Source organism: Amycolatopsis sp. PSD-21, assembly GCF_055561455.1.
This window is the reverse complement of sequence record NZ_CM145712.1, coordinates 9,388,875-9,408,049: the sequence shown is the minus strand read 5'-3', so window position 1 is coordinate 9,408,049 and position 19,175 is coordinate 9,388,875. Positions and strand designations below refer to the sequence as shown.

The window sequence follows — 19,175 nt, the reverse complement described above, 5'->3', positions numbered from 1 at the left end:
TCCCCATTCCCGATTTCACCAGCGCGGATACCGCTGGGCCCAGCCGTCGACCTCGTGCAGCGCCGAGTGGCGGTCGAAATGCCAGAACGCGTCCGTGGCGATGTTCTCCACCAGGTAGCGCAGTTCCAGCTGCTCGACCCACTTCTGCGGCAGGCCCGGGATGCCGGTGCGGGCGCCGAGCAGGGCGCCGGCGATGGCACCGGTGATCGCGCTGCGGCCGGAGTGGTTGACCGCCCGCAGCAGCGCCTGCTCCGGGTAGTTCTCGAACCCGGACAGCGCCGCGAACGCGCGGCCCAGCACCGAAAGCGTGCCCTTGCCGTCGCCGATCAGCTCCGGGACCCGCAGATCGGGCAGGCCGTGCTTGCCGAAGAACGGCACCGATTCCGCGACCATCGCCTTGAGATCCGCCCAGACCGGCCCGCGCTGGTGCGGGTTCTGGTCGCTGAAGATCTCCCGGGAGGTGTTCCAGACCGGGTAGCTGAACGCCTCCGCGGTCAGCGCGGGTTCGAACAGCCACGTCAGGTAGGTGGCCGCTTCGACGTCGACCTCACCCGGATGGGTCACCGCGACGAGGTCGCGCACCGCCTGGCGGACGCCGCCGCTCATCGCGGTCCCGGGCCCGGCCGCGGTCATCGCCGCGGGCAGCGCCGCGACCAGCGCGTCCGGTCCGCTCATCGGCATCGCGGTCGGCGAGATGGTCGCCAGCGCGTGATAGGCGTTCAGTTCGGCGTCGTCGGGGGTGCGGCGGACGCGGAGCTCCGGCACCTTCACGAGCCAGCCGTCGGCGTTGTCCAGCGGCGCGCCCTGGGTGTGCAGCCAGCGCATCAGCGAGTTGCGCGCGACCGTCCCGAGCGCCTTTTCGGCGTCGCGGTTCTCCGGCTGCTCGCGATGCGGGCTGCGGATCACGGCCTCGGTGTAGAACAGCAGCCGCTGGGTGAGCGGCCCGATCCGGCCGGGCAGGTCGAACGCGACCGGCAGATCGGTGACGCCGTCCGGGCCGTAGGTGCTGTGGATCTCGTCGAGCCGCATCCGGTCCACGGCCGCGCCGAGCGCCTCGCCGAGCGCGAAGCCGACGTACGCGCCCGTGACACGCTGCCAGCCGTAACGCGAGCTGGAGCGGTCTCGCTCGAAGTACTTGCCGAAGGTGTCCAGGCGCGGCTGGATCTGGCCTTCGTTGTCGTAGCCCGGCGCCAGCCCGTTGGCCCGCAGGTCGTTCGGACGGCTACGGGGTGGTTCCGGCTGCCGCAGCCGCGCCAGCCACGACTGCCCGAGGACGGTCTTCTGGCATTCCTCGGCGCTCAGCTCGAACCCGCGGCGGCGGGCCCGTTCGGCGGCGGCCAGCGGCGGCTTGACCGGCTCGGACAGACCCATCTTCGCGGCGGTGTCGACGGCGAGCGCCTCGAGCTCCGGGTCGGCCTCCGGGCAGCGCTCGTTGACGTCGACGCCGGGGCCCCGGCGCGGGAACCGGAGCGCGGTCTCGGCGAGTTCGGCGCCGCTGACGTCCTCGAACGTCGCGGGACCGCCGTTGATCACCAGGTTCGGCGGGCTCTCGTAACCCGCGAGGGTGGCGATGTCGACCTTCCAGTACCCGTGCTCACGGGACGGGAGGTTCCTGGTCGAGCTGAACACCCGCAGCTCGGCGCGTTCCTCGTTGAAGTAGAACCGTTCCGTCTTGCCCGACGCCAGGTCGAGCGGGACGTAGACCTCGCAGCGCAGCAGCCCGATGAGCAGCTGTTCCCTGGTCAGCCAGCCGACGCTGGCGAACGACAGCAGCGTTTCGAGCTTGTTCTCCGGCTTGGGGTAGCCACGGCGGATCGGACCGGCCTTGTACTCCGGGTTCTCCCGTTCCTCCCCGGTCTGCACGCCTTCCGCGTTGACCTTGACCCAGCCCGCGACGACCGGCGGCGGGACACCGAGGTCACCGAGCCCGGCCTTGGCGTACTCCGGGTCGACGACCTCGCGCCACGCCTCCTGTCCAGGGAACGCGACCGGGACGCTGAGGCCGCCGGGCTGCGGATGCGCCTGGCGCAGCTCGCCGTCCGGTTCGCGGACGATCACCGACGGCGGCGGGAAGATCTCCTTCTCGGCATGACCCTCGTCGAGGAAGGCGATCGTGTTGTAGGGGACCGACCAGCCCTCGGGGATGCGCAGGACCTTCTCGTGGTCGACGCGCAGGCCGGCGCCGCCCGGTTCGGACACGTCCGGACCGTGGACCGCGCGCAGCCACTCTTCGACCTTGGCTACCGCTTCCGCCGATTCCACCTACTCGATCCTCTCCAGGCTGCCGTCGGACACGTGCTCGGCGATGGTCCTCGGGAGCACGTAGGCCACCGCCCCGCCGGGCATGTTCGCCCAGGGGACGGTGACACCGATGATCACGTGGAGCGGGCGGCGCAGCCGGTAGGTCCCACCGACGCGCTCCCGTTCCAGCGGCAGGGACGTCGTGGCGAACCGTACCCCTCCGTGATGAACCAGATTGCCGGTCTCCTCGCCGAACCGCAGTACGACCGTACCGGCGACCATCCGGCTCACGCGCTTGTTGCGGAGCAAGGTGAGGGGAGGCTCACCCGGCGCCGCTTGCACCGGCCAGTCGGCGAGTTCCTTCGCCGTCTCCAGTGGTGTCTCGTGTCCGGCGGTCATCCTCGCCGGATGCAGGAGGAGCGCGCCGAGAAGCTGATGCGACGCGTCTTCGAGCTTGTCGAAGTACTTCGGCGACACCGGGGCGCCGTCCGAATAGGCCGCGACCTCCCAGCCCTTCTCGGTGAAGTTGAGGCACCAGGCGCCGTCCGCGCGGTCGCCGATGCGGTAGGCCTCCGGCCAGACGGCGTGCTCGCCGAGCCTGCTCACCAGCACGACCAGGAGTTCTTCGTCGGTCAGCACCGGATTCGGCGACGTCTCCAGCTCCGCGGCGATGTCGCCCTCGGTCTTCTTGACGTCGGAGCGGCCCGGCTTCGGCCGCGGTTTGCCGAGCAGGTCCGCTTCCGCGGTCCGCCGCACGAGGTGCTCGACGTACGGCGGCTGGAACCGTTGGCCGCGGATGTGCGCGACCAGGTCCGGCTCCGGCGGGATCCCGTATTTCCGCAGGTAGTGCGGCACGGACGCGTGCCAGATCCAGGTGCCGTCGGTGTGGTAGCTCTCCGGGACGTCGCCGTCGGCCTCCGGATCGAAGATGTCCTTCCCGAGCCCGCTGCCGGAGAGGATCGCCGGTTCACGCTCCAGGTACTGCGCGATCAGCGGAGCTTCGGACTCGTCGAGCTCCGGTCTGTCCACCACGGGCGGCTCGCCCTCGGTGTACGCGTCGACGATCCGGGCGTGCCGGAACTCGACGCGCAACGGCAGCTGCGCGCGCAGGCGCCACCAGTCGGGGACGTGCTCGTCGTCGCGCGGGAACGCGGCCAGCTCGTCCGGGTACGCCGAAGCCCCCGGAGGCCGGGTCCACGACGGTTCGTCGTCGAGGGTGAAGTCGAAGTCGAAGGTGCCGTCGGGTTTCAGCGTGAACCGCGACTGGAGCCACGTCCCCCGGCCGATCGCGTACATGCCGGTGCGCAGCCTGCCGAAGAGTTCGGTCAGCTCGGGCGCGGGCGTGCAGTTGTGGCCCTCTAGTTCGGTGTGGTCCCCGGCCTGCCGGAAATCGGCGACGGCCGGATGCGCCGCGTCGGCGGCACCCGAGCGGATGAGCTTGCCGATCTCGACCAGCAGCCCGCGTTGCTGTCCCGGAGTGAGTTGTTCCACGTGAATCATCGCGCCCGGTTCGGGAAACGTGGTTCCGCCCGGAAGGTCGGCGGCTCCCCGGCGGCGCGGCGGGCCAGCTCGTCCTCCCACATCTTGAAGGTGCGTTTGCGCAGCGACTGGATCAGCGCCGATTCCTGCGGTTCCACGCGGCGGTTCTCCCGCTTCGCCTGCGCGTACAAGCCGTCGATGGTCTCGTAGAGCGCGAAGATCGGTCCGCCGCCCTTGAGCTCGTACGCCCGGGCGCGCTCGGTCTCCTGGACGAACTTCTCTTCGGACACCTTGCTGATGTCCGAACTCGCCATCGCCCACATGACCTCACGCACGTGCTCCGGCTTTTCGTCGAACTCGCCGGTGCTCAGGTTGAGGAGGAAACCGGTCAGGCCCCCGTCGGGGGTCGGCTCGACGCGGTAGGTCTTCCCGAAGTACGTGTAGAAGGACGGCGTCTGGCTCACGTGTTCTCCTCAGGAGGCAGGCCCTTGCGGAGACCGGCCATGAACTTCTCCCGGACCCGGTCCATCAACGCGGCTTCCAGCAGGGCCTGTTCCGGGGACAACCTCTTCTTGTTGTTCTCGTCCAGTGTCCGGTTGTACGTCGGGAAGTCGCGGCGGACCTCGTACAAGGCGTGCTCGTAGGCCGACACGGTGTCGATGTGTTTCAGGTGCAGCCGCAGTTCGGCGACGTGCCCGTTCGGCAGCCGGACGTTCATCTGCAGATCGCGGTACCCGCTGTCCTGCGGATTCGCGAAGCGGTCGTCGAAGCTGACGATCTCCAGGTCCGGATCGTCCATCACCGCGTTCAGCGCGTTGTAGACGTCGGCCAGCGTGTCGAACTGGATCTTCACGCCGACCAGGTCGGTCAGTTTCGACGCGTCGCCGTCGTAGCCCGCGATCTTCGCCTTGGCGCGGTCGTCGTCCTTCGGACCGGGCCTGCCCGACGCGTCGCCGTTGTTCTCGTCCGCGATCCGTTCCGCGATCCGGTTCAGGTCGCCCTGGTTCTGGGGCCACGCCTGCCGCTCGGCGTCCAGGAACTCCTGGATCTTCGCGTCGTCGCCCTTGTCCGCGCGGTCGAAGCCGGCGTGGTACTGATCGCCGGGCTCCACGTCGGCGGCGATGGCCGCCGCCGCGTTCGCGAGGTCCCGCTGCTCCTGCGTCAGCGGAGTGTCGCCGGGACCGTCCTCACGGACGTCGTCGATCATCTGGTAGCCGCGTTCCTCGACGTCGCGCAGGGCGTCTTCGAGGATCGGGATGGCTTCCGGGTGCAGCAGCAGGCTGCCGATGGTCATCGGGTTGTTCAGCAGCGAAGCCCGCAGGTACGCGTTGTCCGGGTGCTCCATCAGCCGGACGAGTTCCGGATGCGCGGGCAGATGCTCGCGGATGAAGTCCCGCATGGGACCGACGTCGTGCTTGACCCCGTTCTCGTCCTCGTGGACGGCCCGCTTCTTGTCCGGGTCCAGCCCGTCCACCGCGGCCGCGACCTCGGGATCGTTCAGGAACCGCTCGCCATCGGCCCGGTCACCCTGGGCCGGCTCGTCGTGAGCCATGCCGTAACCCGCGTCTTGCGGCGGCGTCACGATCGGACGGCCGTCCGGCCCGATCCGCGACGGCTGCACGTCGGGTGTGTCTTCCATGGCGTAAGCGATCCGCGGGTCGACGTGCTGCGCGGCCGGGCCCTCCGGGACACCGACGTGCATCAGCTTCACGCCCAGCGGCGGATGCGGCAGGTTCATCAGCGCGCCGGACTGCGGGTCGATGAACGCGACGCCGTCCCGCGTGTTCGCCACCATCGCGACGTGCCCGCGCTCGACCCCGTTCTCGTCGAGGTACTTCACCGCGACCACCGCGTGGTGATCGGTCGGCATCCCCCGCATCTCGCGGATGACGGTGTCGTAGTCGGCGCGGTCGGAGAACTGCCCGCCGAACCGCCCCTCGACGTGCTCCAGCGTGCCGCGGCTGTCCATCTCGTGCACGAGCAGCGGGTCGGCGGTCGAGTCGATGCCGTTCAGCCGGTCCATGTACGCGCCCGGTGTGCGGGTGCAGTTGGAGCGGTAGCCGTTCGCCAGCGCGTCGGGGTCGTTGAAATGCGGGTTGACCTCGCCGAGCCGCGGATGCCGGTCGGCGATGTACGCGGCCTGCTGCGCGGGGCTCGCCGAACCGGCGTGGATCGCCGGTTCGCTCGGCGGGTTCGTCGCGACCGCCATCGACGAGTAGTCCCGCTCGGGCGTGGGCAGCTCGATCGTGTCGTCGGTGACGGGCTGCTCGCCGTACTCGGGTCCCTTTTCGACGTCCGCGACGCCGTGGTCCGCCGGGTTCTCCGTCGTGACGTGCGGAGTCTGCGGCTCGTCGAAGCCGCCGAGGCGCGCCATCGACTGCGCCTGGGCCAGACGCGCGAGTTCCGGCGCCTCCGCGGCGTGCCGGGCCCGCCGCTCGTCCATCTTCTGCTTGGCGGTCTCGGGGTCGAGGTAGCGCGGGTCGCCGGGAGTGACCTCTTCGGCGTGGATGACCCACTTCGGCCGGTCGACCAGCGGCGGAGTCTTGAACTCCTTGCTGTGCACGTAAAGCTGGGTGGCAGGCTTGTTGATGGCCTCGTTCTCGCGCGGGTTCTCGGCGAGCGACGAGACGTCCTTGCCCGTCTTCGAGACGATGTGGATCTCGACGTCTTCGCCGAACTTCGACTTCGTGTCCGGCGAGGTCTTGATGGTCGAGCTGGTCATCGTCGGCTCGGGGACGGTCTGGCCGGGTTCGTAGTGCGCCGCCATGATCGCCGCGGCCCGCATGTCGCCCTTGGTGTCGATGCCGCGGATGGCCTCGCCGTGGAAGTCCGGCAGCTCGTTGAGCGCGCCGACGATCGCCCGGGTGCTGCGCTGGGCGTTCTCGAAGTCGGGGTGCGCTTCACCCTTGCGGTTGGCTTCGTTGATCGCGTAGGCGTGTTCGCGCGAGTACGAGTAGATCGCTTCGGCGGCTTCGGGCGAGACGCGGTCCTTCAGCGGGCTGGCTTCGAGCCGCTTGAGCGCCTTCTCGCGAGCCTGCTCGGCGAGTTCGGCGCTGTCGTAGCGGTCCCGGAGGCTCTTGTGATCCTCGGGCGTGCCACGGAATCCGTCGTCGGAGAGGTAGCTCTCGTCGATTCGCGCGGGGGTTTCCTCCGGGCCCTTGAGCCGGTCGGCGATGTCGAGTTCGGTCTTGGGCGCCTCCTGGACCGGCGTTTCGGTCTCGGGGGTCCTGTCGACGTGCGGAGCGTCGCCGCCGCCCATCGGCATCGCCTTGATCGACGTCGGATCGTCGGGCAGCGTCGCGAGCCGCCCGGTCATCGGGTCGGCGAAGACCACGCCGTGCGGCGTGTTCACCGCGGCGACGATCCGGGTCTCGATCCGGTCCTTGGACCGCGGCGAGCCTTCCGGCGCGTTCGGATCGCCGGCGGCGTGATGCTCGAACGCCACCGCGGTCCGCGCGCCGACCGGACGTTCGCCCAGCTCACGGGCGATGTCGGCGAAACCGTTGCGGTCGGACCACTGCCCGCCGAGCCGGTCGCTGACGTGCTGCAGCGGTGAACCGCCCGCCGACGGCGAGGCGACCGAGTCGCCGCCGTTCATCCGGTCTTCGAACGCGACCAGCGCCTCGGCCGAGTTCGTCTGGTAGCCGTTCTTCCACGATTCGGGCGCGTAGTAGTTGCGGGTGTTGGCCTCGCCGATCGCGGGGACCTCGTCCATGAGCAGCCGGACCTGCTGGTGCGGCGTCTCGGTCGAACCGGCGTGGATGACCGGCGTCCCGCCCTCTTCGAGCGGCTTCGCCAGCTCGGACCAGCCACCGTCGGGAACGTGTTCTCTCGGCGGCTTCGGAAGCTCCCGGACCGGGGCGTCGGTGACGTCGATCCAGCCGCCCTTGCCGTCGGCCACCTTGGTTTCGAGCCCCGCGAGGCCCTGGCCCTGGAACAGCTCCGGGTGATCACGGCGGAGCTGGGCCTCCTGGTCGGCGGCCTCCTGCGCCAGCCGCTCCTGCACGGCGTTGTTGTAGTCGCGCCGCTCGGCGACCTTCTGGTGGACCTCGTCCGGGCTCAGGTGGCCGTCGTCACCGGCGACGACCTCTTCGCATTCGACGATCCACTTCGGCAGGTCGTTGGGCGACCCGTCGGCGAGGCGCTTCTGGTAGTCCGGGTGGTCGGGATGACCCGGGCCCATCTTGACGTCGGTGACGCGCAGCTGCGTCGCCGACTTCATCAGCACCTCGCGTTCTTCCTTCTTCGAAGCGAGGTCTTCGATGTGGCGTCCGGTCTTCGACTGGATGCGCATCTCGACTTCGCCGGGGAAGGTGCTGCGCGGATGCTCCGGCGTGACCCGCGACGTGCTCAGCATCTGCGGGTCGACGATGACCTGGCCCTTGGCGTGCGCTTCGAGGAAGGCCCGGATCGCGCTCTCGTTGCCGCCGAAGTTCACCCGCCGCGAGACGAGACCCTCGTAGGCGGGCATCTCGTTGAGGCCGGAGGTGATCGCCTCGATATGCGGGCGCAGCGCCTCCAGCTCCGCGCCACCGTGACGCTGGGCGTGCGTGATCCGCTCGGCCATGTCGGTGCGCGTGTAGCTGTGCACCGCGTAGGCGCCCTGATCCGACATCTCCCTGACGCGCGGATCTTCGTGGGCGTCGCGTTTGGCGAGACCTTCGCGGCGGACCTGTTCGCTCCGCGCTTCCCCGGTGTCCTTGTCGAAACCGCGCTTGTCGATCTGCGTCTCGGCGAGCGCGCGGTAGGCGGCGGGATCGTCCGTGTGGAAGTCCGGATCCGTCAGGTACGGCTCGTCGACCGTGGTCCGGTCGTCGGACGTGACGTCCTGGGGCGCCTCGGCGTCCTTGGGGACGTCCGTGTCCTTGGGGGTCTCGGTGTCCTTGGGAGCTTCGACGTCCTTGGGGGTCTCGGCGTCCTTGGGAGCTTCGGTGTCTTTCGGAGCCTCGGTGTCCTTGGGAGCTTCGACGTCCTTGGGAGCCTCGGTGTCCTTCGGGACCCCGGTGTCCTTCGGGAGCTCGGTGTCCTTGGGCAGGTTGCTCTGGCCGCGGTCCTGAGGTGCCTGCTGCGGCGCGTGCTCCACCGGCCGCACCGGCGGCGGCTGCTGCTGCGGCGGACGCTGCGGTTGCTGAGGGCCCGCGTTCGGGTCGTGGCCAGGACGCGGTGCAGGCACCTGCGGCGGACGCTGCGGACCACCGAACCGCGGCGGCTCGGCACCAGGCGGCATCGGCCTGCCGGGCTGTCCCGGATGCCCCGGCTGTCCGGGGTGGTGACCGGGTGGCGGCGGCATGGGGCCGCGGTTGCCCGGGAACGGACCGTTGCCCGGGTGCTGGGGCCGCGGCGGAGGTGGCGGATAGCCGGCCGGACCGCGGTTGCCCGGAGGCGGACCGGGCGGAGGCGTCTGCGGACGCGGCGGGACCCCGCCGTTCGGGCCCGGACCAGGTCCAGGCCTGCCCTGATAGCCCTGAGGCGGCCTCGGCGGACCCTGCGGTCCGGGCGGCTGCGGCGGTTGCTGAGGACGCTGACGCGGCCCGCGGTCCTGCGGATACCCACCCTGACCGGGGTGCTGCTGCGGCGGGCGAGGGCCCATCGGACCGGGCTGACCCTGCGGTCCTCGCGGTGGCATGGGGCCACCACCACCGGGAGGCGGCGGAGGCGGCGGCGCGAAACCACCCGGAGGTGGCGGCTGCATCGGCTGCTGGCCCTGGAAGGGCATCGGGGCAGGCGGCTGGTCGAACCGCGGCTGCTGGGGCCCGCCGTTGCCCGCGAAACCCGCGGCCTGGACGCTGTCGTTCGGGCGGACCGGGCGAGCCGGATCATGCCCGGGAGGCGGGAAACCGCCGCCGGGAGTGGGCCCGTTGCCGCCGGGTGCCATGCCGTAGCCACCCGACGGAGCGGGCGAGCCCGAACCCGGGTTCGACGCCATGCCGTACCCACCCGAACTCGACGGCGCACCCGTGGAAGCGGCGGGCGGCATCGCGCTGGACTGCGAAGGACTCGGCGACGGGCCCGGTGCCGGACCGGGCGCGGGGCCCTGTGACGGGCTCGGCGCTGGGCCCGAAGCGGGCGCCGGACCACCCGCCGGTGTCTGGGCCGGTGCCTGCTGCTGACCGGCAGCGGCTTGCTGCTGCTGACCGGAACCGTTGTCGGCGGCGGCCGCCGGAGCGTTCTGGTGGGTCTGCGCCGCACGCTGACCGTCACCGGTGTTCGCCGGGGTGTCGGCCGGACGTTCCGGGGCCTGCGTCGAGGACTGGCTGATCCGGTCGCTGTCCGCCGCCCGCTGCGGGCCGCTTTCGGAGCGCGGCTGCGGGTCGGCGGAGCCGTCCGAACCGCGGCTCGAAGCCGCCTGACCGTCCGAAGTGGACCGTGGCGCCGGATCCGGCGAAGAGTCCGACCGCGAAGAGGAACCGGAATCCGAAGAAGAACGCGGTTCCGATGAAGTGCCCGAATCCGAAGAAGAACGCGAATCCGAAGAGGAACGCGAGTCCGAAGAAGAAGAGTCCGAGCCCGACGAAGAACGCGAGTCGGAAGAAGAGCCCGAGTCCGAGGACGACCGCGAGTCCGAAGAAGAGCCGGAATCCGAAGACCCCGGAGTACGCGAAGGCGTCCCCTCATCCCCGGTATCCACATCCGGCGTGGGAGGACCCGAGTCGCCGGGCGTGTTCGCGGCCTTGATGTCGCCGATCTGGTTCTTCGCCCCGTCGACACCACCGCCGACGGCCCCGCCGGACGCGCCCATCAGCACGTCCTTGGCCGAAAGCTTGTCCAGGTCGCCGGTGACGGCGGCCTGCCCGACCGTGCTGGCGACCCCTTCCGCCGCGCCGCGCACCGCACCCCGCGCCGCGCTGTCGACGATCTGGCCGCCGACGCTGTCGGAAAGTCCCTTGGTGGCGCCCTTGCCGATACTGCTGCTGCCCGCGCCGACCACGCCGTCGACGGCGCCGCTGATCGCGGAATCCTTGGTCTTGCTGAAATCCCAGCTCTCGCGGTCGCCCTTGGCCATCTGGAGACCCTGGATACCCGCGTCCATGGCGAGGTTCATCGCCGTGTTCTGCAGGACCTCCTTGCCGATCTTCTTCAGGCCCTCCTTGAGAAGTTTCTCCAGGAGTTCCTTCGCGACCTTCTTGAAGCCTTCCTGCGCGAGCTTCTGCATCAGCTGCCGGAAGATCATCTGGACGGTCATCCGGGTGGCGATCTGCGCCGGCGCGATCCCGGCGGTCGACCCGCCGAACGTCACCGCCGCGGCCGCGATCATCGCGACGATCTGCGCGGCGAGGATCACCAGCGAGATGATGATCATGTACTTCGTGTATTCGACGTCCAGCGCGGTCGCGTTGCACGAGTCGCCGAGTGCCTTCGAGGAATCGGCCAGCGATTTGAAGTACGCCTCGTCGCCCTCGACGAATTTCTTCCACGCCTCGGCGAACTTCTCCGCGCCCTCGCCGCTCCAGCCGCCGAGGACCTCGGTGGCGCCCTTGGTCGCGGTGTCGGCGATCGGCTGGATCGCCTTCGACGCGTTGTGCCAGGCGTCGCGCAGTTCGCGGAGCTTGTCTTCGTCGCCTTCGGGCCAGCTTTCCCCGACGACGATCGGCAACAGCCACTTGACCGCGTCGGGCATCTCCATACCCACGGCGCTAGACCTTCTTGTCCAGCGTCGACTTGATCTCTTCCTCGGCGTTCGTGTACGCGGTCATCGACCGCTCGACGTTGTGCTGCATGCCCCGCAGCGCCTCGACGACGTTCGCGAATCCTTCGGACGAGCCCTGCGCGCCGGGCTCGTAGTCCTTCGCGAACTCCTTGCCCGCGTCGTCGTTGCCCCAGCACTGGCCGAGCGAGTTCATCGCGGCCAGCAGTTCCTTGCCCGCTTCGTCCAGCTGGTCGGCCGCGATCCCCAGTTTCGCCGCGGCCGTCTTCACCGCTTCCGGATCCGCGGTGAACCCGGCGCCACCCCCACCGTTCGGCATCAGACTCCCCTGGTCAGCCAGCTCGAGGGCGGCTCTTCCTCATCGTCGTCCTGCTGACGCACCCGTTTCGGCACCGGTTTCGGTGCCGGCGGAGCGGGAGGTGCGGGCGGCGGAGGAGGCGGCGGGACGTCGTCCTTGATCATCAGCGGGGCATCGAAGTCCTCGTCGGACTTCGCGGGTGCGGCCGTCTCCTCCTCTTCCGCGAGGAAGTCCGGGATCACCGGCATCAGCCCTTGCAGGGAGGGAGCGCCCTCGATGAGGTCCGACAGGTCCGGCAACCCCTCGGTGATCGGGGCCATCAGCTCGGCGACCTGCTGCTTGACCTGCAGCGATCCCTGGCGGACCAGCGTCAGCACGGTGTTGGCCAGCTGCGCGGGATTGGTGCGCTCGAAGGCGTTCGGCTGGATTTCGAGTTTGGCGAGGGTGCCGGTCGCGTCGATGGTGGCGCGGACGAGGCCGTCCTGCGAGACCACCGTCGCCGACGTCTGCGAAGCGGCTTCCTGCGCGTCCCGGAGCTGGGCCGTCTGCCGCTCGAACTGTTCGAGCAGCGTGTCGACCTGGTCCTTCATGGCGGCATTGCGCGCTTCGAGGCGTGCGCTGTCGTCGCCGGCCGTCGTCACTTGAGCCCCCGCGAGTGCTTGATCCCGGGCATACGCCACCCGGTGTCGGTAAGCGTCACCCTAATGCCAACGGGGGAGCCTTATCAGCCGTTCTCCTTTTTCGCACCGCGAGCAGGTACCCGGCGGCGCCCACCAGGTACAGGACGGCCGCCGTGACCAGGAGTCCCGGCGAACGGCCGTCGGCCGGGATCACCGTCGCGGCCAGGGAGACCGCGGCGACCTGGGTGATGTTGAAAAGCGTGTCGTAGAGCGCGAAGACCCGGCCGCGCGTTTCGTCGGCGACGTCGAGCTGGACCGAGGAGTCGACGCAGAGTTTGAGCACCTGCCCGGCGCCGGTCACCAGGAACGCCGCGAGCAACGCGGCCGGGACCACCATCGGCAGGCCGAGCGCGAGCTGAGCGACCGCCGCCAGCACCAGCGCGCCCACCACGACCCGGACCCTGCCGAACAGCTTGATCAGCCAGGCGGTCAGCAGCCCGGCGACCAGGATCCCCGCCCCGGCGAACGCCGCCATCTGGCCGAGCCCAGCCATCCCGGCGCGGAAGATGCCCGCGTCGGTGAAGTGGTTCCGCATCAGCAGCACGGTCACCAGCAGCGAGATGCCGTACGACGCGCGATGAGCGAACAGCGCGACGAACCCGGCAATCACGCTGGGCGTCCGCCAGGCCGCCTTCGCGCCGTCCGCCAGGCCTCGGGCGACGGCGAGTGCCGGGTTCGACGGCTCGTCGACCGTGGACGGCCCGAGCAGCCCGCGCGCGAACCCGGAGGCCAGGACGGCGGCGCCGATCCCGCCTAGCGCGGCGACGGCGGTGACCCACGCGGAACCGGCGTCGTCGGCGCCGGTCAGCGCACGGAGGCCGATCGCGCAGCCGCCACCGACGACGGCGAGCACCGAACCCCAGGTCGCGGCGAAGGCGTTCGCGGCGACCACGGACTTCTCCTCGACGACGTGCGGAAGCGACGCGGACAGCCCCGAGCCGATGAACCGCGAGATGCCTTCGGACGCCAGAGCCAGGGAGAACAGCCCGATCCCGGCCGCTCCCGTGCCGACGGCGGCGGCCGTCGCGAGGATGGTGAAGGACCGCAGAAGGCTCGCGAAGATCAGGACCTTCCGCCGGTCCCAGCGGTCGAGCAGCGCGCCCGCGAACGGGCCGACGATCGAATACGGCAGCAGCAACGCCGCGAACCCGCCCGCCATGGCGAGCGCGTCGGCGGCGCGTTCGGGGTTGAAGAGCACGGCTCCGGCCAGCCCGGCCTGGTACATGCCGTTGCCCCAGTGCGCGGAGAACCGCGTGAACAGCAGCCGGCGGAAGTCACGGTCGCGGACGAACGCCCTGGTGGGCGCCGTGGCGGTGGTCGTCACGGGAGGAGCCTATTAAAGGTGGCCGATGCGCTTTGAGGTCGCCTCTCGGCGGCTATGCGCAGTGTGGCTCCAGCCGGACGGTATTCCACAAAGGCGGTTCTTCAGTGAGCCCGGGGGACACGGAAAGCGCACCGACCGTTGTGTCCAACGGTGCTCGTGATGCTGTTGTTCCCAGAGCCGGACGATTTGTCTCCGCTCGAAGTGGGATCATGGCGGACGTGCCAGCGGACGCCGAGGTCGAACCGGGAACGCTCCTGGTCGCCGCCCCCACGATGTTCGATCCCAACTTCAGGCGGACCGTCGTGTTCGTCATCGATCACCGGGACGAGGGAACGCTCGGCGTCGTGCTCAACCGGCCGAGTGACGTCCCGGTGTACGACGTGCTCCCCAACTGGGGCGGGCACGTCGCCGAACCGCAGTCGGTGTTCGTCGGCGGTCCGGTCGAGAAGAAGACCGCGTTGTGCCTGGCCGCGCTGCGGACCGGCGAGACGGCGTCGAGCGTGCCCGGCGTGATCGCCGTCCGCGGCCCGGTCGCGCTGGTCGACCTCGACACCGATCCCGAGATCCTGGTGCCGAAGGTCCGCGGCGTGCGGGTCTTCGCCGGCTACGCGGGCTGGGACTCCGGCCAGCTGGCGAACGAGATCGAACGCGACGACTGGGTGATCGTCCCGGCGCTGCCCAGCGACGTCCTCGCTTCGCCGCACCATGACCTCTGGGGTCAGGTGCTGCGTCGTCAGGGCATCCCGCTGGCGCTGCTGGCCACCCATCCGGGAGACCTCCAGCGCAATTAGGCGGTGGCGGTGTCGGCCTTCTTGAAGACGCCGCAGGTGCCGCAGGCGCAGCCGCTGCAGCCGGCGGGCCGCTCCGGCTCGGGCTCCGGCACCGTCGCGGCGGCGCGGTTGCCGAGCACTCCCCCGGCCGCGACCAGCGCGATCATCCCGATCACGCCCACGAACGAGGCGAGCAGCAGTCCGAACGTCGTCGGCATGACCAGCGCGGCGATCCCCGCGAGCACGGCGATCACGCCGCCCGCCAGCGTCGGGACCCCGGCGACCTTGTTGCCGAGCCGGAAGGCGTCCTCACTGCGCATCGTGGCGGCGGTGCGCACGCCGGCGCCGCGGTCACGCGGCAGCTTCTCGCGCAGGCCGAGGAACCCACCCCAGCCGACGAGGACACCCAGCACGATCGGGACCAGCGCTATGACGAACACTCCACGAGGATAAGCGTGACGTTCCGGCAACCTGCCGGATACCCTGATCGACTGTGCTACAGGCCATGTCACGCCGAGCTCTTGTCACCGCCCTGATCGGGGCCGTCCCCCTCACCCTGATGGCCGCACCGGCCGCCGAAGCGGGTCACCGTCCGCTTCGCCTGATCGGGGAACAGATCGTCCCGAACGCCCTGTCCTACGAGGGCACCGTCGTCGGCGGCCTGTCCAGCATCGATTACGACCCCCGCACCGGCGAGTACGCGCTGATCTGCGACGACCGGTCCGCCCTCAACCCGGCGCGGTTCTACACGGCGAAGTTCTCCCTCGACGCCAAGGGACTCGGCCCGGTCACCTTCACCGGCACCAAGCCACTCCTGCGTCCCGATGGCACGCCGTACCCGCCGCTCGCGAAGAACGACCCCGCGCAGCCGCCGAACATGCAGACCATCGACCCCGAAGAGCTGCGTGTCGACCCGTGGACCGGTCAGTACCTCTGGTCGCAGGAGGGCGAGCGGTCGGCCGCGGCCCGGATCGATCCGTCGATCCGCGAGGCGAAGCGCGACGGCGCCTACGTCCGTGACCTGCCGATTCCCGCCAACGAGAAGATGACCGAGACGACCGGGCCGAGGCAGAACCTCGCCCTCGAAGGCCTCACCTTCGCGGGCTTCGGGTCGCTGGTCGCCAGCTCGGCCGAGGGGCCGCTGCTGCAGGACGGCCCGGAGGCGAACACCACGTCGGGCGCCCTTTCCCGGATCACCCTCCAGTCGCGGTTCGGGCCGGTCTTCGCGCAGTACGCGTACCCGCAGGAGAAGGTCTTCGCGTCGCCGAACCCGCCCGGCGGGTTCGCGACCACGGGCATCTCGTCGCTGCTGGCCGTCGACCAGGCCGATCCGACGCGCTACCTGGTGATGGAGCGTTCGTTCGTCACCGGCGTCGGCAACAAGGTCCGTATCTACGAGATCGACACCAAGGGCGCCACGAACATCCTGAAAACGCCCTCGCTGGCCGACGCGAAGAAGGTCAAGCCGGTGAAGAAGCGCCTGCTGGCGGACCTCGCGGACTTCAAGTTGTCCACTGTGGACAACGTCGAGGGGATGACCTGGGGGCCGCGCCTCCCGAACGGCGAGCGCAGCCTGGTGCTGGTCAGCGACAACAACTTCTCCGCGACGCAGGTGACCCAGTTCATCGCTCTGGCGGTCCCCTCGGAACGCCTTTGACCAGCGGGTTAGACTGGACCCATGAACACGGCTCGGCTGCTCCTTAGCCTGCCGCGCTGAACTCGGCCCCACGGCCGGGACCAGCGCGGCGACCCCTCATGCCCTCCGGGCTGGGGGGTCGAGTTGTTTCTGGAGTGGCTTGACGTGGATGAGCACGGAGGATTTCGGCGATGAACCAGGCGAGCGAAGGCGCCGACGCGGCACCTCAGCACCGCTACACCGCGGAGCTGGCGGGCCAGATCGAGCAGCGCTGGCAGGACTACTGGTCCGACCACGGCACCTACCACGCACCGAACCCGGTGGGCCCGCTCGCGGACGAGAGCGGGGAGGTCCCGTCGGACAAGCTGTTCGTCCAGGACATGTTCCCGTACCCGTCGGGCGCCGGCCTGCACGTCGGGCACCCGCTGGGCTTCATCGCGACCGACGTCTTCGCGCGGTACCACCGCATGATCGGCCGCAACGTGCTGCACACGATGGGCTTCGACGCCTTCGGTCTGCCGGCGGAGCAGTACGCGGTACAGACGGGGCAGCACCCGCGCAAGACGACCGAAGAGAACATGGAGACCTACCTGCGCCAGATCCGGCGCCTGGGCCTGGGTCACGACGAACGTCGCCGGATTTCGACGATCGATCCGGACTACTACAAGTGGACCCAGTGGATCTTCCTGCAGATCTACAACTCCTGGTACGACGAGAAGGCGGGCAAGGCCCGGCCGATCGTCGAGCTGGAGACCGAGTACGCGCAGGACAAGCGTCGAACTCCCGACGGTCGCAACTGGTGCGAGCTGACCCGCGCCGAGCAGCTGAAGATCATCGACTCGCATCGCCTGGTCTACCTGTCCGAGGCGCCGGTGAACTGGTGCCCCGGCCTGGGCACGGTGCTGTCGAACGAAGAGGTCACCTCCGAGGGCCGCAGTGAGCGCGGCAACTTCCCGGTCTTCCGCCGCAACCTGCGTCAGTGGATGATGCGGATCACCGCGTACGCCGACCGCCTGGTCGACGACCTGGACCTGCTGGACTGGCCCGAAAAGGTCAAGTCCATGCAGCGCAACTGGATCGGCCGCTCGCACGGTGCGCGCGTGTCGTTCGAGGCCGGCGAGCAGCGCATCGAGGTCTTCACCACCCGCCCAGACACCCTGTTCGGCGCCACGTACCTGGTGGTCGCGCCCGAGCACCCGCTGGTCGACGAACTGACCGCCGCCACCTGGCCGGAAGGCGTCGACGCCCGCTGGACCGGCGACGCGGCGACGCCCGCCGAAGCGATCGCCGCCTACCGTGCGGCGGCGGCGCGGAAGTCCGAATTGGACCGTCAGGAGAACAAGGAGAAGACCGGCGTCTTCACCGGCTCCTACGCGGTGAATCCGGCCGACGGCAAGGAGATCCCGGTCTTCGTCGCCGACTACGTCCTGATGGGCTACGGCACCGGCGCGATCATGGCGGTCCCCGGCCAGGACACCCGTGACTGGGAGTTCGCCGAGAAGTTCGGCCTGGAGATCATCCGCACGGTTCAGCCCACGGAAGGCTTTGACGGCAAGGCGTTCACCGGCGACGGGCCCGCGATCAACTCCGGGTTCTTGGACGGCATGGGCGTCGACGAGGCCAAGAAGACGATGATCGGCTGGCTGGAGGAGAACGGCCACGGCCGCGGCACCGTCCAGTACAAGCTGCGCGATTGGCTGTTCTCGCGCCAGCGCTACTGGGGCGAGCCGTTCCCCGTCGTCTACGACGAGGACGGCCAGGTCCACCCGCTGCCGGACAGCATGCTGCCGGTCGAACTGCCCGACGTCGCCGACTACTCGCCGGTGACGTTCGACCCGGAGGACAAGGACAGCACGCCGTCGTCGCCGCTGGCGCGCGCGACCGACTGGGTCGAGGTCGAACTGGACCTGGGGCAGGGCAAGAAGACCTACCGCCGCGACATCAACACGATGCCGAACTGGGCGGGTTCCTGCTGGTACCAGCTGCGGTATCTGGACCCGACCAACCCGGACGTGTTCGTCGCGCCGGAGAACGAGTCCTACTGGGTCGGCCCGCGTCCCGCCGAACACGGCGTCGACGACCCCGGCGGCACGGACCTGTACGTCGGCGGTGTCGAGCACGCGGTGCTGCACCTGCTGTACTCGCGGTTCTGGCACAAGGTGCTGTTCGACCTGGGCCACGTGTCGTCCAAGGAGCCGTACCGGAAGCTGTTCAACCAGGGCTACGTCCAGGCCTACGCCTACACGGACGCGCGCGGTGTCTACGTCCAGGCCGACCAGGTCGAGGAGCGGGACGGCAAGTTCTTCTTCGGCGACGAAGAGGTCAAGCAGGAATACGGCAAGATGGGCAAGAGCCTGAAGAATGTCGTGACGCCTGACCAGATGGCCGCCGACTACGGTGCCGACACCTTCCGCTTCTACGAGATGTCGATGGGCCCGCTGGACGTCTCGCGGCCGTGGGCGACCAAGGACGTCGTGGGCGCGCAGCGGTTCCTGCAGCGGCTGTGGCGCCTGGTCGTCGACGAGGAGACCGGCGAACTGCGTGTGTCCACTGTGGACGCCACGGACGCCGATCGCAAGCAGTTGCACAAGGCGATCGCCGGAGTCCGCGAGGACTACGCGGAACTGCGGTTCAACACCGCCGGCGCGAAGCTGATCGAGCTGAACAACTACGTCACCAAGACCTACGGTTCGGCCGAGGCCACGCCGCGTGAACTGGTGGAGCCGCTGGTGCTGATGCTGGCGCCGCTGGCCCCGCACCTGGCCGAGGAGCTGTGGAAGCGGCTGGGCCACGCGGATTCCCTGGTGCACGGGCCGTTCCCGGTCGTCGACGAGAAGTACCTGGTCGAAGACTCCGTGGAGTACCCGATCCAGGTCAACGGCAAGGTGCGCTCGCGGGTCACCGTGCCCGCCGACGCGGGCAAGGACGCCGTGCAGGCGGCCGCGCTGGCCGACGAGAAGGTCGCCGCGCTGGTCGGCGACGGCACGCCGCGCAAGGTGATCGTCGTGCCCGGACGGTTGGTCAACATCGTGCTGTAACGCCGTGGCCGATAGCCGCCAGCGTCGAGGGTCGTGAGGCGATTCGATGGAGTTGTTCAAGGAC

At 69.7% G+C, this 19,175-nt stretch carries 11 protein-coding genes; 3 read left to right on the top strand and 8 right to left on the bottom strand.

The annotated features are described in order from the left end of the window. Positions 1 to 15 precede the first annotated feature (15 nt). From ACZ1DY_RS44390 to ACZ1DY_RS44360, 7 genes are read right to left on the bottom strand one after another with little or no spacing between them, the layout of a single operon-like run. Positions 16 to 2,262, bottom strand: a complete 2,247-nt coding sequence (locus ACZ1DY_RS44390; RefSeq protein ID WP_126734736.1) for an ADP-ribosylglycohydrolase family protein — start codon at positions 2,260 to 2,262, stop codon at positions 16 to 18. Beyond that, complete coding sequence (locus ACZ1DY_RS44385) at positions 2,263 to 3,732, bottom strand: TNT domain-containing protein (protein ID WP_465483230.1); 1,470 nt, start codon at positions 3,730 to 3,732, stop codon at positions 2,263 to 2,265. 5 nt (positions 3,733 to 3,737) lie between these two features. Then, complete coding sequence (locus ACZ1DY_RS44380) at positions 3,738 to 4,184, bottom strand: hypothetical protein (protein WP_465483229.1); 447 nt, start codon at positions 4,182 to 4,184, stop codon at positions 3,738 to 3,740. After that, positions 4,181 to 11,344 carry a WXG100-like domain-containing protein gene (locus tag ACZ1DY_RS44375; protein WP_465483228.1) on the bottom strand — a complete coding sequence of 2,388 codons (7,164 nt, stop codon included), beginning with the start codon at positions 11,342 to 11,344 and terminating at the stop codon, positions 4,181 to 4,183. Before ACZ1DY_RS44375 ends, ACZ1DY_RS44380 begins: the two co-directional genes overlap by 4 nt. Before the next feature lie 10 nt (positions 11,345 to 11,354). Then, entirely contained in the window at positions 11,355 to 11,684 is a 330-nt protein-coding gene (locus ACZ1DY_RS44370) for a WXG100 family type VII secretion target (protein WP_126734733.1), read from the bottom strand. Further along, positions 11,684 to 12,304 (bottom strand): YbaB/EbfC family nucleoid-associated protein, encoded by a 621-nt coding sequence (locus ACZ1DY_RS44365; protein ID WP_465483227.1) that lies wholly within the window; start codon positions 12,302 to 12,304, stop codon positions 11,684 to 11,686. The genes ACZ1DY_RS44370 and ACZ1DY_RS44365 overlap by 1 nt, the downstream gene beginning before the upstream one ends. Before the next feature lie 55 nt (positions 12,305 to 12,359). Next, positions 12,360 to 13,667 carry an MFS transporter gene (locus tag ACZ1DY_RS44360; RefSeq protein WP_465483226.1) on the bottom strand — a complete coding sequence of 436 codons (1,308 nt, stop codon included), beginning with the start codon at positions 13,665 to 13,667 and terminating at the stop codon, positions 12,360 to 12,362. A 209-nt stretch (positions 13,668 to 13,876) separates the two neighbouring features. On the opposite strand from ACZ1DY_RS44360, the gene ACZ1DY_RS44355 reads away from it, so the two are divergent. Beyond that, on the top strand, positions 13,877 to 14,458 hold the full coding sequence (locus ACZ1DY_RS44355; protein ID WP_007032276.1) for a YqgE/AlgH family protein: 582 nt from the start codon (positions 13,877 to 13,879) through the stop codon (positions 14,456 to 14,458). On the opposite strand, the gene ACZ1DY_RS44350 is transcribed toward ACZ1DY_RS44355, so the two are convergent. Beyond that, the gene (locus tag ACZ1DY_RS44350; protein ID WP_126734731.1) at positions 14,455 to 14,877 is read right to left on the bottom strand and encodes an SdpI family protein; all 423 of its coding nucleotides are present in this window, start codon (positions 14,875 to 14,877) and stop codon (positions 14,455 to 14,457) included. The genes ACZ1DY_RS44355 and ACZ1DY_RS44350 overlap by 4 nt on opposite strands. A gap of 65 nt (positions 14,878 to 14,942) precedes the next feature. Between ACZ1DY_RS44350 and ACZ1DY_RS44345 the strand changes: the two genes are divergently transcribed. Continuing rightward, a complete protein-coding gene (locus ACZ1DY_RS44345; protein WP_465483225.1) occupies positions 14,943 to 16,094 on the top strand; it encodes an esterase-like activity of phytase family protein in 1,152 nt (383 codons plus the stop codon). Positions 16,095 to 16,264: 170 nt separating this feature from the next. Then, a complete protein-coding gene (leuS, locus tag ACZ1DY_RS44340) occupies positions 16,265 to 19,111 on the top strand; it encodes a leucine--tRNA ligase (RefSeq protein ID WP_465483224.1) in 2,847 nt (948 codons plus the stop codon). The last annotated feature ends 64 nt before the right edge of the window (positions 19,112 to 19,175 follow it).